The 14,716-nt window shown below is 66.4% G+C and carries 10 protein-coding genes and 1 pseudogene; 3 read left to right on the top strand and 8 right to left on the bottom strand.

All coding sequences use genetic code 11. The features are described from left to right. Positions 1-74 precede the first annotated feature (74 nt). The 8 genes and pseudogenes from E4K65_RS00665 to hpaR all read right to left on the bottom strand — a co-directional run bounded on the left by E4K65_RS00665 (position 75) and on the right by hpaR (position 11,794). Positions 75-902, bottom strand: a complete 828-nt coding sequence (locus E4K65_RS00665; protein ID WP_135172458.1) for an HD domain-containing protein — start codon at positions 900-902, stop codon at positions 75-77. Positions 903-1,230: 328 nt separating this feature from the next. Then, positions 1,231-2,109, bottom strand: coding sequence for a transglutaminase family protein (locus E4K65_RS00655; protein ID WP_135172457.1), 879 nt, complete (start codon positions 2,107-2,109; stop codon positions 1,231-1,233). After that, positions 2,106-4,619 carry a circularly permuted type 2 ATP-grasp protein gene (locus tag E4K65_RS00650; RefSeq protein WP_135172456.1) on the bottom strand — a complete coding sequence of 838 codons (2,514 nt, stop codon included), beginning with the start codon at positions 4,617-4,619 and terminating at the stop codon, positions 2,106-2,108. The genes E4K65_RS00655 and E4K65_RS00650 overlap by 4 nt, the downstream gene beginning before the upstream one ends. Positions 4,620-4,646: 27 nt before the next feature. After that, positions 4,647-7,916, bottom strand: a complete 3,270-nt coding sequence (locus E4K65_RS00645) for a transglutaminase family protein (protein WP_135172455.1) — start codon at positions 7,914-7,916, stop codon at positions 4,647-4,649. 364 nt (positions 7,917-8,280) lie between these two features. Beyond that, entirely contained in the window at positions 8,281-9,804 is a 1,524-nt protein-coding gene (locus tag E4K65_RS00640) for a UxaA family hydrolase (protein WP_135172454.1), read from the bottom strand. A gap of 167 nt (positions 9,805-9,971) precedes the next feature. Then, positions 9,972-10,748 carry an HpcH/HpaI aldolase family protein gene (locus tag E4K65_RS00635; protein ID WP_027544069.1) on the bottom strand — a complete coding sequence of 259 codons (777 nt, stop codon included), beginning with the start codon at positions 10,746-10,748 and terminating at the stop codon, positions 9,972-9,974. 115 nt (positions 10,749-10,863) lie between these two features. After that, positions 10,864-11,310: pseudogene (locus E4K65_RS48415) on the bottom strand (Ldh family oxidoreductase); the annotation flags it as partial. After that, on the bottom strand, positions 11,276-11,794 hold the full coding sequence (gene hpaR, locus E4K65_RS00625; protein WP_027544067.1) for a homoprotocatechuate degradation operon regulator HpaR: 519 nt from the start codon (positions 11,792-11,794) through the stop codon (positions 11,276-11,278). The gene hpaR and the pseudogene E4K65_RS48415, both read right to left, overlap by 35 nt. Before the next feature lie 111 nt (positions 11,795-11,905). On the opposite strand from hpaR, the gene hpaH reads away from it, so the two are divergent. The 3 genes from hpaH to hpaE are packed head-to-tail and all read left to right on the top strand — an operon-like array spanning position 11,906 to position 14,674. Continuing rightward, positions 11,906-12,712, top strand: coding sequence for a 2-oxo-hept-4-ene-1,7-dioate hydratase (hpaH, locus tag E4K65_RS00620; protein WP_135172453.1), 807 nt, complete (start codon positions 11,906-11,908; stop codon positions 12,710-12,712). Between the two features lie 32 nt (positions 12,713-12,744). After that, positions 12,745-13,143: a 5-carboxymethyl-2-hydroxymuconate Delta-isomerase gene (locus E4K65_RS00615; protein WP_135172452.1), complete on the top strand. Its 399-nt coding sequence runs from the start codon at positions 12,745-12,747 to the stop codon at positions 13,141-13,143. Continuing rightward, a complete protein-coding gene (gene hpaE, locus E4K65_RS00610; RefSeq protein ID WP_135172451.1) occupies positions 13,136-14,674 on the top strand; it encodes a 5-carboxymethyl-2-hydroxymuconate semialdehyde dehydrogenase in 1,539 nt (512 codons plus the stop codon). The genes E4K65_RS00615 and hpaE overlap by 8 nt, the downstream gene beginning before the upstream one ends. Positions 14,675-14,716 lie beyond the last annotated feature (42 nt).

Below are 14,716 nucleotides of genomic sequence, written 5' to 3'. Positions count from 1 at the left end.
GAGCGAAGCGACATCCGGGGTTTGGCGACACCGGCCCCGGATATCGCTTCGCTCATCAGGGCTACAAGAGTCCCCTACTTCTGCGGGCCCGACAGCGAGATCTCGCGTTCGGCGCGGAACACGTTGCTGTAGAGGTTGGCGATCCACTGCCGGCCGATCTCGGTCTTGTTGAGGTAGCCGATCTCGGTCTGGATATGCGGTGCGACGCTGTTCCAGTAGAATTGTGGATAGCGGTTCACGATGTCGGCGGGCGAATCGTAGCCGAGCTGGCGGTTGATGCCGACCTCTTCGAATTCGTAATAGAGCGCATTGGCCTTGCGCAGATAGTTGGGATCGCCGAGCTGGCCGATGAAGTCGGCGGCGCGCAGGATCGAGGCCTCGTCGTCATACTCCTGCCCTTCGCGGGCCGGGAAGCGTGTTCCCTCGATGGCGCGGGCGACGCGCTCGCTGTCGATACCGCGGATCGGCGGCAGCCGCCGCCGCACGAAAAGTTTCGAGCGATCAACGTGATACATCATCAAACTGGCATCCGAGGCGCCGCGCGGCAGCGACACCTTGGTCCCGGCCTCGTCGATGATGAAACCGTCTTCGTCATCCTCCGGAAACAGGCCGCGAACATAGCCGATGTCGTGCGCAAGGCAGGCGATCAGGATGTGGAGGTAGTCCTCCGCCGCAAGATGCGCATGGAGATTACGTCCCGTGAGGATGGCCTGGGCGGCCAGCGTCACCAGCATCGTGTGCTCGATGTTGTGGTAGAGCGCGTCGCTGTTGCCGATGCATTCCATCGCGGTCCGCGTCGAGCCCTCCAGCACCCTGGCGGAGGACTCGTCGTACCGGCGACGCATGAATGTACCCAGCAACTTCTCCAGGGATTCGGCCGCCAGTCTCGGCAACGTCATCATGGATGCAGCCCCGCTTGTCGGTGGTGTCCCACGTCAACTCCCGACGTCTCATTCCTGTCCTCGACGCAAGGGCCAGCATAGCCCATCTTGGGCCGGGTGACCAAATCCCGGACCAAAAATACGCAAATATGCTGCAGTTGCGCGCTGCGACATCGCGGCTGCTGTCGCGGCGCGATGCATCCAGGGCGGGCCATGCAGGACTGCGGCCGCCGGACACACATCAAAATTCGCTTTATCGGACGTCGGCTAGAGGGCACCGGAATGGACCGCCGGCTGGCGCATGCGCCTGCATCGTCCTGGACGATGCCGGGACGGCGGAGGCCCGCGGTCACTCCACCAGCAACACGTCGACGGCGACGCCGAGCTTCTGCTTCGGCGAACCGACGATGATACCATCGACCGGCGAGACGTCGGAGAAGTCGCGTGCGACCGCGAGCACGATATGGTCATTGGCGACCAGAAGATCGTTGGTCGGATCGAAATCGACCCAGCCGAGCTCCGCCCCGCACCACAGCGATACCCAGGCGTGGGTTGCGTCGGCGCCTTGCAGCCGCGGCTGGCCCGGCGGCGGAATGGTGCGCAGATAGCCGCTGACATAGGCCGCCGGAAGACCGAGCCCGCGCAGTCCTGCGATCATCACATGGGCAAAGTCCTGGCAGACGCCGTGCCGCTTGTCGAAGACCTCGTTGAGCGGCGTCGAAATCACCGTCGCCTTGGGATCGTAGCGAAACTCGGTGCGGATGCGGTGCATGAGATCGACCGCGCCTGCGAGGATGCCCGCGCCGGGCGCAAAGCTCAAAGCCGCATAGGCGCTGACCGGACGCAGCACCGGCACCAGCGGACTCGCAAAGACGTAGCCGACCGGCGAGGACGGCCCGAGGCTGGTCGCCTCGAACGCGATGTCGCGAATGCTCTCCCAGGCCGGGCTCCCAGCATCGCGCGCCGGCGGCTGGCGCGACACCGAAACGCGCGAACGCGAGTCGATGCGCAAGTTGCGATGCGCGGCCTCGATCACGACGCTCTCGGTCAGCGTGCCGAAGAAATCGCGCCGCACGTTGCGCTCGGAGGGGCGCGGACGAATCTCGACATGGTGCGAGATCAGCTTCTGGCCGCCGCCGCTCCTCGGCTCCAGCCGCAGCGTGCAGCGAGCGAAGCTGACCGGACTCTCGTACTCGTAAGTGGTGACGTGACGGATGTCGTAGATCACGCCAGCCCCGTCAGCTTTTCCGGCCGGCTGGCGTTCGGGCCATGCGGGAAGTAGTGCAGCCCGATCGCCTCGGCGAGGCTGAGCAGATCCTGCTCCAGCGAGAACAGCGTCTTGACCTCGAGCTTCTCGGCCTCGGCCGTCGCCAGCATCGCCTGCACTGCGACTGCGAGGCGCTGCGGCTGCTCGATCAGGCCGTGCTCCTTCAGGCTCGGCAGCGCCGCGATGTGCTCGTTCAGCGTCGCCACCTGGAACGCCACCGAACGCGGATTGTAGCTGTCGAGCACCGCGAGGTCGCGCACCGGCGCCAGGATCGGCGCCAGCAGATAGCGCGAGCGATAGGTGATCTGGGAATCCACCAGCGTCAGCAGAATGTCGAGATCCTCGTCGCCGGCCTCGTCATATGCAAATTGACGTGCAAAGCGCGCAGTGTTGATGGCGCGCTCGGTGCGGCGGCCGATGTCGAGGAAGCGCCAGCCGGCGGCGCGGTTCATGTTCTCCTGCGCAAGGCCGGCAAAGCTCGCCAGCTCCTGCAAGGTCAGCTCGGCCGCGCTCAGCACGCTGTCGTCGTCCTCGACCTCGTAGGCGAGGCGCTCGGCCATCTCGGTGATAACCTGCCAGGCATCGGGCGACAGTCGCTCGCGCAGGGAGGTCGCGGTGCGCAGCGCCGCGCGCACCAGCGACAAGGCCGAGCCGAAACGCTCCGCGCTCTGCAACGCCTCGGCGGCGATCCGCCCGGGGGCCGCGCGCGAGGTCTGCGAGATCGCGCCCCAGGCCACCAGCAGGCGCTGGATGCGTTCGGCCGATTGCAGCGAGGCCGCGGTGCCCTTGTTGGGCCCGCTCGGCGAGCCCAGCGCGCGCACCAGCCGCAAGGTCGCCTCGGCGCGTTCGAGATAGCGGCCGAGCCAGAACAGATTGTCGGCGGCGCGGCTCGGCAGCACGCCGGCGATGCGGCGGATCCGCACCTTGTCGGTCGCGGGCAGCAGCGTCGCGGTCGAGACCTGCTTGCCCGAGACGACCCAGACGTCGGCGGCGCGGGCGCCGTCGCCCATCGACACCGCGCGCGCATCGGCCTGTTCGGCGATGCGGCAGAAGCCGCCGGGCATGATGGCCCAGCCGTCGGGCGTGGCGGCGGCGAACACGCGCAGCACGAACGGGCGCGGCGTGATCTGGCCCTGCTCCCACACCGGCATGGTCGAGAGCCGCACCACTTCCTGGCCGACATAGTCCATGCCGCGCGCGCCGATGGCGTCGATCAGGCGCTGGCGCCCGCCGGCGTCGAGCTCGCTCGCGAGCACCGGACCGTTGCTGTCGAAACCGGGAACGCCGCGCCGGTAGGCGCCCTCGATCGCGACCTCGTCGAGCCGCGACAGCACCTCGTCGCGCGCGATGCGCTGGCCGCACCACCAGGTCGCGATGTGCGGCATCTTCAGCTCCTCGCCGAGCAGGCGGCGGCTCAGCGCCGGCATGAAGCCGAGCAGCGCCCGCGCCTCCAGCACACCGGAGCCCGGCATGTTGGCGACGACGACGCCGTCTTTGCGCAGCACGTCGATCAGGCCGGGCACTCCCAGCCGCGACGACGCATCGAGCTCGAGCGGATCGAGCGAGTTGGAATCGACGCGGCGGAGCAGCACGTCGAGCCGCTTGAGGCCTGCGACGGTACGGATGTGGACGCGGTTGTCGCTGACGGCGAGATCGTCGCCCTCGACCAGGAGGAAGCCGAGATAGCGCGCCAGCGTCGCGTGCTCGAAATAGGTCTCGCTGAAGCTGCCGGGGGTGAGCACGCCGATCCGCGGCTCGTCGCGATCGGCGCGCGCGCGCAGGCTGTCGCGAAACGCCTCGAAGAACGGCGCGACACGCGGCACGTTCATCGACTTGTAGAGATCGGAGAAGGCGCGGGAGAGCACAAGGCGGTTTTCCAGCGCGTAGCCCGCGCCCGATGGGGCCTGCGTGCGGTCACCGAGCACCCACCAGCGGCCGTCGGGCCCGCGGCCGACATCGGCGGCATAGAGCGAGAGGTAGCGTCCGCCCGGCGGCGGCACGCCGCAGACGGGGCGGAGATATTCCGGACTGCCGGCGATCGCGGCCGCCGGCAGCGCGCCTTCCGCGACCAGCCGGCCCTCGCCATAGATGTCGCGCAGCACGAGCTCGAGCAGCTCGGCGCGCTGGGTGATGCCGGCGCAAAGCTGCTTCCAGTCGGCCTCGTCGATCAGCAGCGGCAGATGGCTGAGCGACCACGGCCGGTCGGCACTGTCGCCGGGGGCGCGGTAGGTGACGCCGGCCTCGCGGAGATGGCGGTCGGCCATGCCGAACCGCCGCTCGATCTCGTCGGGCGCGAGCGCGCCGAAGGCGTCGAAGAAGCGGCTCCAGACCGCGCGCGGGGCGCCATCGGGCCCCAGGAACTCGTCGGGAATGCCGGGCAGGCGGCTATAGTCGCGGACCCATTGCGCGAGCCGGCGCTGGCTTTGCGCCTTACCCGCCTGGTCGTCCCCTTCGGCTGCGCCCTCGCCCATGCGCCTCTCCCTGCCCCACCCTCATACTCATTGCAGGAGCGGGGTTCGCAAGTCGAGGGTCAGCGGAAACTCATTTGTGCGTTCCTCGGGCGGCGGCTGCATCGGCCCCGGCGTATGGCCGTGGTCCTGGAAGCGGGCCAGCCGCCGCGCCTCGGCCTCGTAGGTGTTGACCGGCTTGGTGTCGTAGCTGCGCCCGCCGGGATGGGCGACGTGATAGACGCAGCCGCCGAGCGAGCGGCCGTTCCAGGTGTCGATCAGGTCGAAGGTCAGGGGCGCGTGAACCGGAATGGTCGGGTGCAGGCCGGAGGCCGGCTGCCAGGCCTTGAAACGGACACCGGCCACGGCCTCCGAGGAACGGCCGGTCGAGGTCATCGGCAGGCGGCGGCCGTTGCAGGTGATGATGTGGCGGCCCTCGACAAAACCCTCCGCCTTGACCTGGAGGCGTTCGACCGATGAGTCGACATAGCGCACGGTGCCGCCGGCCGAGCCCTCCTCGCCCAGCACGTGCCAGGGCTCCAGCGCCTGACGCAGCTCCAGCGTCACGCCGCCATGATGGACGCGGCCGAAGGCGGGGAAGCGGAATTCAAGCTGGGCCAGATACCATTCCGGCTCGAACGGATAGCCGAACTGCTTCAGCTCGGAGAGCACGTCCAGAAAATCTTCCCAGATGAAATGCGGCAGCATGTAGCGGTCATGCAGCGCGGTGCCCCAGCGCACGAACTTGCCTTGTTGCGGCTCGCGCCAGAACCTTGCGATCAGCGCGCGGATCAGCAGCTGCTGCGCCAGCGACATGCGCGGATCCGGCGGCATTTCGAGCGCGCGGAATTCGACGAGGCCGAGCCGCCCCGTCGGACCATCGGGCGAATAGAGCTTGTCGATGCAGATCTCGGCGCGGTGGGTGTTGCCGGTGATGTCGACGAGCAGATGCCGGAACAGCCGGTCCACCAGCCACAACGGCGTCTGGTAGCCCGGCGGCGGCACGTGCGAGAGCGCGATCTCGAGCTCGTAGATGCTGTCGTGCCGCGCTTCGTCGATGCGCGGCGCCTGGCTGGTCGGGCCGATGAAGAGGCCGGAGAAGAAGTAGGACAGCGACGGATGCCGCTGCCAGTACAAGACCAGACTCTTGAGCAGATCGGGTCGGCGCAGGAACGGCGAGTCCTGTGGTGAGGAGCCGCCGACCACAACATGGTTGCCGCCGCCGGTGCCGGTGTGGCGGCCGTCGACCAGGAAGCGGTTGGCGCCAAGGCGCACCTTCGCCGCGTCCTCATAGAGGCCGGAGGTGATGTCGACCGCATCGCGCCAGCTCTTGGCCGGCTGGATGTTGATCTCGATGACGCCGGGATCTGGCGTCACCTTGATGACCTCGATGCGCGGGTCGAACGGCGGCGGATAGCCTTCGACATGGACCTGGAGCTGCATCTCCTCGGCAGTCGCTTCGAGCGCTGCGACCAGTTCGAGATAATCCTCGATGCGCTCGACCGGCGGCATGAAGGCGCAGAGCACGCCGTCGCGGACTTCGACCGACATCGCGGTGCGCACCGGAACCGACGTGTTGAGATGCTCGGGCGCGACCCGTGGCGGCGCTTCCGGGCGCGCGGCGAGCGTGAACACCGGCAGCTTGCCCCGCGCCTCCATCGGGTCGCGCTCGATGATGTAGGGATATTGGTTCGGGGGAACGTAGCCGAGCGAGCCGATCGGCAGGCGCAGGCCGAGCGGGGAATCGCCCGGCGTCAGGAACAGATGGTTGCGCCGCAGCGTCCAGCGCTCGCTGCGCCAGCGCGGCGGCGCGTTCCAGCGCTGCACCGGCAGCACGAATCCGCGCGGCGTGTTGAGGCCCTGCTCGAACACCCGCGCGATGCGCGCACGTGCCTCCGGATCGGACAATTTGGAGTCGGTCGGATCGACATTGACGGGAAGCTCGGCTTCCTTCTGAAGCCAGAGTGCGGTGTCTTCATAGGCCGGCATGATGTAGCCGGGATCGAGCCCGAGCCGCAGCGCCGCGCCCTCCATAAAGGCCCCGGCGTCCTTTGTCCCGGCTGGCCGCGGATTCTCGATCTTGGCGATCAGGTCAACATTCTTCCAGATCGGCACGCCGTCCTTGCGCCAATAGAGGCCGAAGGCCCAGCGCGGCAGGCTCTCGCCGGGATACCATTTGCCCTGGCCGTAATGCAGAAGGCCGCCCGGCGCGAAGCGCGCGCGCAACCGGCGGATCAGATCGTCGCCGAGCGCGCGCTTGGTCGGGCCGACGGCCTCCGTGTTCCACTCCCCCGCCTCGAGATCGTCGACCGAGACGAAGGTCGGCTCGCCGCCCATGGTGAGCCGCACGTCCGCGCTCGCGAGATCGCCATCGACCTGCTCGCCGAGATCGTCGAGTCGCGCCCAGGATTCGTCGGAGAACGGCTTGGTGATGCGCGGCGCCTCGCGGATGCGCTTGACGCTCATGTCGAAGGCGAACTCGACCTCGGCAAAGCCGGCACCGCCGGAGATCGGCGCGGCCGAGCGATAATGCGGCGTCGCGGCCACCGGGATATGCCCTTCGCCCGCCAGCATGCCGGAGGTGGCGTCGAACCCGATCCAGCCCGCGCCCGGCAGGTAGACCTCGGCCCAGGCGTGCAGGTCGGTAAAGTCGTTCTCGACCTCGGGCGGTCCCTCGATCGGATCGATGTCGGGACGGATCTGGATCAGGTAGCCGGAGACGAAGCGGGCGGCGAGCCCGAGATGACGCAGCGTCTGGATCAGGAGCCAGGCGGAGTCGCGGCACGAGCCGGCGCCAGAGGAGAGCGTCTCCTCCGGCGTCTGCACGCCCGGCTCCATGCGGATGATGTAGCGGACGTGCTTCTGAAGCTCGCGATTGAGATCGACCAGGAAGTTGACGGTGTTCGGGGCTTCGTGCGGGATCGTGTCGAGAAATTTCGCGAACAGGCGATCCGCCTTGATGGTCTCGAGATAGGGCGCCAGCTCCGTCTTCAGGTCCTTGGGATACTCGAACGGGAAGCTGTCGGCATAGGGCTCGACGAAGAAGTCGAACGGGTTGACCACGGTCATCTGCGCCGTGAAATCGACCTCGAATTTCAGCTCGGTCGTCTTCTCCGGAAAAACGTAGCGCGCCAGCCAGTTGCCCTGCGGGTCCTGCTGCCAGTTCACGAAATGGTTGGCTGGCGTGACCTTGAGCGAATAGCTCAGGATCGGCGTGCGCGTGTGCGGCGCCGGCCGCAGACGGATGGTCTGCGGGCCAAGATCGATCGGGCGGTCGTATTTGTAGTGCGTGACGTGGTGTAACGCGACGTAGATCGACACGGGGTACGGTGCTCCAGCAGCTTTTTTGAGCAGAACACCTGACGTCAGTGCGATCAAGCACTAACAACGGGCAGGCCGTGCCTAGGAAGTATCCCGGTCGTCCGGGGGCAATCGCACAAGACTTGAGAGTTGGCGCTCTACAGCCCCCACAGCGTCATGGCCGGGCTTGTCCCGGCCATCCACGACCTTCTCTTGCCATCCCAAGAACGTGGATACCCGGGACAAGCCCGGGCATGACGACCTCTTGTAGGATGACGCTACGCCGCGGACGTCAGCCGTTGCAGGAACTGGGTGACCTCGCGCTTGAGCGTCTCGACCTCGCCATGGACGCGCTCGGAGGCGCGGCGACGCGCGCCCCGCGCCATCACATCGTCGCGCCCAGCACCCAGGGTGCGAACTCGGCGCCGCCGAAGTCAAAACTCTCGCTCTTGGTCGGCTGTCCCGAGGCCGTCTTGAGGATGAGTTCGAAGATGCGCTGGCCGCATTGCTCGACGCTCTCCTCGCCCTCGAGGATGGTGCCGCAGTTGACGTCCATGTCCTCTTCCATGCGCTTGTACATGGGCGTGTTGGTGGCGAGCTTGATCGAGGGCGCCGGCTTGCAGCCGAACACGCTGCCACGGCCGGTGGTGAAGCAGACCAGATTGGCGCCGCCGGCGACCTGCCCGGTCGCGGCCACGGGATCGTAGCCGGGCGTGTCCATGAACACGAAGCCCTTCTTGGTGATGGGCTCGGCGTAGCGCAGCACCTCGACGAGGTTGGTGGTGCCGGCCTTGGCCATCGCGCCGAGCGACTTTTCCAGGATGGTGGTGAGACCGCCCGCCTTGTTGCCGGGGCTCGGATTGGCGTTCATCTCGGCGCCTTCGCGCTCGGTGTACGCGTCCCACCAGCGCATGAGGTCGACCAGCTTCTCGCCGACCTCGCGGCTGACGGCGCGGCGGGTGAGCAGGTGCTCAGCGCCGTAGGTCTCCGGCGTCTCCGACAGGATCACGGTGCCGCCGTGGCGCACGATGAGATCGCTGGCGGCGCCCAGCGCCGGGTTGGCGGACACGCCGGAATAGCCGTCGGAGCCGCCGCATTGCAGGGCAACGGTAAGCTCGCTTGCCGGCACCGTTTCGCGCTTCACCTTGTTGGCGTCGGCCAGCGCCTCGCGCACGAAGGCAATGCCCGCTTCCACGGTCTTGCGGGTGCCGCCGACCTCCTGGATGTCCATCGCGCGCAGGCGGCCGGCGAGCTTCTGCTCCTCCATCAGGCCGCCGATCTGGTTCACCTCGCAGCCGAGGCCGAGCACGATGACGTGGGAGAAATTGACATGGCGCGCGTAGCCGCCGAGCGTGCGGCGAAGCAGCGCCAGCGGCTCGTTCTGCGTCATGCCGCAGCCGGTCTTGTGCGTCAGCGCGACCACGCCGTCGACATTGGGAAAATCGGCCAGCGGATTGTCGCCGTTGAAGGGATTCTTCTTGAAGACGTCGGCGACGAGACTTGCGACATGCGCGCTGCAATTCACCGAGGTGAGGATGCCGATATAGTTGCGCGTGGCGACGCGGCCGTCCGGGCGGCGGATGCCCTCGAAGGTCGCCGGCAGGTCGAAATTCGGCGTCGGCTTGACGTCGGCGCAATAGGCATAGTCCTTGGCGAAATCGCCCATGCCGCAGTTCTGCGTGTGCACGTGCTGGCCCGGCGCGATCGGCACCGTGGCAAAGCCGATGATCTGGCCGTAGCGCTTGATCGGCTCGCCCACGGCGATCGGCTTGATCGCGACCTTGTGGCCGGAGGGAATGCGCTCGACCGTGGTCACGCCGTCGGCCACCGATGTTCCCGGCGGCAGGCTCGCGCGCGCGATCAGCACGCCATCATCGGGATGCAGGCGGATGACAGGGCTGATGGTCATGGCAGGTCTCCTTGGGTCTTCTAGGTATCGTGCCCCGGACGCTGCGCAGCGCGAAAGCGGTGCGCTGCTGATCCGGGGCCCAGTGTCACGTGATGTGTAGGGCTGGCAACCGGGTCCCGGCTCTGCGGAGCGGCACTGCGTGCCGCACCGCGTCCGGACACGGAAGCTTACGCCTTGCCGCCGGAATCCTTGCGGGTCGCGTTGACTTGCATCTTGGCGTAGGTCGTCATCATACCGACCTCGTTCGACAGCGTCACCAGCTTGAAGCCCATGTTGATGGCGCGCGCCGCGCCTTCGGCGCCGCTGCAATGGATGCCCGGGTTGAGGCCGCGCTTGCCGCACTCCTTGATGATCTTGTCGTAGATCGCGAGGATCTCAGGCTCGGTGCGATCGAGCTTGGGCTCGAGGCCATAGGAGAAGCCGAGATCGGACGGGCCGATATAGACGCCGTCGATGCCCTCGACGTCGAGGATCGCTTCCATGTTCTCGACCGCGGTTTTGGTCTCCATCATCGGCAGCAGAATGGTGTCGGCGTTCGCGGTCTTCTGGTAGGAGCCCGCGGTGCCGTACATGCCGGCGCGGATCGGGCCGTTGGAGCGCACGCCCTGCGGCGGATATTTCGAATAGGAAACGAGGTTCCTGGCTTCCTGGGGCGTGTTGACCATCGGGCAGATCACGCCATAGGCGCCGCCGTCGAGCACCTTGCCGATGATGCCGGGCTCGTTCCATGGCACGCGGACCATCGGAGTCACGGGATGCTTGTCCATCGCCTGGAAGCACTGCACCATCGACAGATAGTCCTGCACGCCATGCTGCATGTCGACCGTGACGCTGTCGAAGCCGCATTGCGCGATCATCTCGGCCGAGAAGCCGGAGGGAATCGCGAGCCACGCGTTGACCACGGCCTTGCCCGACTTCCAGATTTCCTTGACCTTGTTCGCCACGTTGCCTTCCTTCTTTGTTGTTTGGACCGTCGTCACCATGACGAGCGCCGCGACTGCGCGACGTCGCTGTTAGCGCGAACCGGAGCGCCGCGCTACGCTTGCAATGACGCAAGACCTATGCGGTCGCCCTCTGGATGCTGATTTCGCTGACGCCGACCTCGCGGGCGGTATTCACTATCGCCGCCCAGGTGTCATCCGGCAAGGGGATGCCGTTCTGGGTGCGCTCGGCCCTGGTTTTTCACTCGGGATCGCCGGGAATCAGCACCTGATCGACCCCGGCCACCGGCCTGGTGGCGCGGATGAAGTCGCATGGCGCGAGACCTCTGCATCGAACACATGGGAGGTATCGACCACCTTGGGATCAACATGGAACGCCAGCATGCCGTTGGCGAAGCGGCGCCCCCCCGAGGTGGCCCCGGTTCCGGTCAGCGCGCCCTTCGGCAGCTTCTGCCGCCACGACTAGCCACCAGCACCTTGCCCTCGGCGACGACCAGGTCGCGAAGTACGGCACGATCGGGTCCTGGCCCTCACTCCTCGGCACTTGCCTCGTTGCCGGCGCCGAGCCCCGCAAGACTCTGTTCGAGCTCGCCGAGCATCTCCTGCAATTCGGCGAGCTTGCGGGCGCCGAAGCGGCTGGTGATCTCCGCGTAGATCGCCTCCGACGTCGGCGCGACGGAGGCCATCAGCTTCACGCCCTCCTTCGAAATCGAGACCATGCTGCGACGCTGGTCCGCCTTCGCGGTCTTGCGCTCGATCAGATTGCGCGCCTCGAGATCGCGCAGGATGCGCGACAGGCTCGGGCCGAGCAGGAACGCCGTGCGCGCGAGTTCCGTGACCTCGGCGGCCTCGATGGCCGCCAGCGCACGCAGGATGCGCCATTGCTGCTCGGTCAGGCCGTGCTCGCGCAGCGAGGGACGAAACTGCCGCATCACCGCCTCGCGCGCCCTGAGCAGCGACATCGGCAGCGAGCGCGAGAAGTCGCGCATCGGAACCTGCCGTGCGGCAGGCGCGCTTGCGTTGGCGGGATCAGCCGGTCTCTTCGTCATGTCGCCCTTTCAAACCGCAAAATGTTTGCAGTGCAGCAAGGTCAGATTCTGTTTGACGCATTCACTTAACATGTTAAGTATCTCCCGGCACCACGATTTGTAAGATCCCAGATGGCGCTTTCCAACGACGATATCCAAGCTTGCGCAAGGCGTCTGCACCAGGCGGAGAAGACCCGCACGCAGATCCGGCAGCTCTCGCAGGATTTCCCTGACATCACCATCTCTGACGCCTACGCGATTCAGAAGGCCTGGGTCGACGTCAAGATCGCCGAGGGGCGCCTCGTCAAGGGCCACAAGATCGGCCTCACCTCGAAAGCGATGCAGAGCGCGCTCAACATCGACGAGCCGGATTCCGGCGTGCTGCTCGACGACATGTTCTTCGCCGACGGCGGGATCATTCCGACCGAGCGCTTCATCGCGACGCGCGTCGAGGCCGAGCTCGCCTTCGTCATGAGCAAGCGCCTCGCTGGGCCCGATTGCACGATGTTCGACGTGCTCAACGCCACCGACTTCGTGGTGCCGGCGCTGGAGATCCTGGATACGCGGATCGAGCGCGTCGATCCCAAGACCAAGGCTACGCGAAAAATCTTCGACACCATCGCGGACAATGCGGCGAATGCCGGCATCGTGCTCGGCGGCCGGCCAATCCGCCCGTTGGACGCAGATTTGCGCTGGATCGGCGCGCTCTGTTTCAGGAACGGCCAGCTGGAAGAGACCGGCCTTGCGGCCGGCGTGCTCAATCATCCCGCCACCGCCGTTGCCTGGCTTGCCAACAAGATCGCGCCGCTCGGCCTTGCGCTGGAGCCCGGCCAGGTCGTGCTGGCCGGCTCCTTCATCCGTCCGATCGAGACCCGCAAGGGCGACACAATTCAGGCCGATTATGGCGCCTACGGCTCGGTGAGCTGCTACTTCGCCTAGGCGAACAAAAAAAGACAGGGAGTGAAACCGCCATGCCGCATTTCACGATCGAATATTCGGCCAATCTCGATCGCCGCCTCGACATCGCCGCGGTCTGCGAAGTGGTGCGCAAGGCAGCGGTGGAGACCGGGATCTTCCCGCTCGGCGGCATCCGCGTCCGCGCTGTCAGATGCGAGCATTATGCGATTGCGGATAACAGGCAGGATTACGGCTTTCTCGACATGGTGCTGCGCATCGGCGAGGGCCGTGACCTCAAGACCCGCCAGAACGCCGGCGAGCACGTCTTCCAGGCGCTCTCCAAACATCTCGATCCCGTCTTCGCCGCCAGCAAGTTCGCCCTCTCGTTCGACATGCAGATCAACGACAAGGACACCAGCTGGAAGCGCAACAACATCCACGACGCCCTGAAAGTGGAGGCCGCCCATGGATAAGCCCACCCCGAAGGCCGATGTGTTCCAGGCCAACCGCGACCGCGTCGCGCCGCTCTTGAAGACGCTGCGCGCGGAGGGGATCGGCCACATGATCGACGGCAAGATCGTCCCCTCGATTTCAGGCGAGACCTTCGAGACCAAGTCGCCGGTCGATGGCGCTGTGCTCGCGAGCGTTGCGCGCGGCAATGCCGAGGATATCGATCGCGCGGCGACCGCTGCTGCGCTGGCCTTCAAGTCGTGGCGCGACATGGGGCCCGCGATGCGGAAGAAGCTGCTGCATCGCGTGGCTGATGCCATCGAGGACAATGCCGACGACATCGCCGTGCTGGAATGCATCGACACCGGGCAGGCCTATCGCTTCATGGCGAAGGCCGCGGTCCGCGCCGCCGAGAATTTTCGTTTCTTCGCCGACAAATGCGCGGAGGCGCGCGACGGCCTCAACACGCCGAGCGACGAGCACTGGAATATCTCGACGCGCGTGCCGATCGGCCCGGTCGGGGTGATCACGCCGTGGAACACGCCGTTCATGCTCTCGACCTGGAAGATCGCACCGGCGCTGGCCGCCGGCTGCACCGTCGTGCACAAGCCGGCCGAATGGTCGCCGGTGACGGCGGCTATCTTGGCGAAGCTCGTCAAGGAAGCCGGCGTTCCCGACGGCGTGCTCAACACCGTGCACGGCTTCGGCGAAGAGGCCGGCAAGGCGCTGACCGAGCATCCCGCGATCAAGGCGATCGGCTTCGTCGGCGAGAGCACGACAGGCTCGGCCATCATGATTCAGGGCGCGCCGACCTTGAAGCGCGTGCATTTCGAGCTCGGCGGCAAGAACCCGGTGATCGTGTTCGACGATGCCGATCTCGACCGCGCGCTCGATGCCGTCGTGTTCATGATCTACTCGCTCAATGGCGAGCGCTGCACGTCGTCGAGCCGCCTGCTGATCCAGGCGAGCATCGCGGAGAAATTCGTCGAGAAGCTGACCGCGCGCGTGAAGGCGCTGAAGGTCGGCCATCCCCTCGATCCCGCGACTGAAATCGGGCCGCTGATCCACGAGCGGCATCTCGCCAAGGTATGCTCCTATTTCGACGTCGCGCGGAAGGACGGTGCGACGATCGCGGTCGGCGGCAAGGCCTATGACGGACCCGGCGGCGGACATTATGTCGAACCGACGCTCGTGACCGGTGCGAACGGCAAGATGCGAGTCGCGCAGGAAGAAGTGTTTGGGCCGTTCCTCACCGTCCTGCCTTTCCGCGACGAGAAAGACGCTGTCGAGATCGCCAACGACATCCGCTATGGCCTGACCGGCTATGTCTGGACCAACGACGTCGGTCGGGCGCTGCGCGTCGCCGACGCGCTGGAAGCCGGCATGATCTGGCTGAACTCGGAGAACGTTCGCCATCTGCCGACGCCGTTCGGCGGCATGAAGGCCTCAGGCATCGGCCGCGACGGCGGCGACTACTCTTTCGACTTCTACATGGAAACCAAGCACGTCTCGCTGGCGCGGGGCACGCACAAGATTCAGAAACTGGGAATTTAGGGACAGTGTCATTCCGGGGCGCGACAAAGTCGCGAGCCCGGA

Origin of the sequence: Bradyrhizobium niftali (assembly GCF_004571025.1) — a bacterium.
GTDB classification, from domain to species: Bacteria; Pseudomonadota; Alphaproteobacteria; order Rhizobiales; family Xanthobacteraceae; genus Bradyrhizobium; species Bradyrhizobium niftali.
The sequence above is the reverse complement of the archived record's forward strand: the minus strand, read 5'-3'. Positions and strand labels throughout refer to the sequence as shown.

Excerpts from the sequence above, each read along its gene's own strand:
- E4K65_RS00615 (WP_135172452.1), top strand. The coding sequence starts at position 12,745 with ATGCCGCATTTCACGATCGAATATTCGGCCAATCTCGATCGCCGCCTC.
- E4K65_RS00665 (WP_135172458.1), bottom strand. The coding sequence starts at position 902 with ATGATGACGTTGCCGAGACTGGCGGCCGAATCCCTGGAGAAGTTGCTG.
- hpaR (WP_027544067.1), bottom strand. The coding sequence starts at position 11,794 with ATGACGAAGAGACCGGCTGATCCCGCCAACGCAAGCGCGCCTGCCGCA.
- hpaH (WP_135172453.1), top strand. The coding sequence starts at position 11,906 with ATGGCGCTTTCCAACGACGATATCCAAGCTTGCGCAAGGCGTCTGCAC.
- E4K65_RS00640 (WP_135172454.1), bottom strand. The coding sequence starts at position 9,804 with ATGACCATCAGCCCTGTCATCCGCCTGCATCCCGATGATGGCGTGCTG.
- hpaE (WP_135172451.1), top strand. The coding sequence starts at position 13,136 with ATGGATAAGCCCACCCCGAAGGCCGATGTGTTCCAGGCCAACCGCGAC.
- E4K65_RS00650 (WP_135172456.1), bottom strand. The coding sequence starts at position 4,619 with ATGGGCGAGGGCGCAGCCGAAGGGGACGACCAGGCGGGTAAGGCGCAA.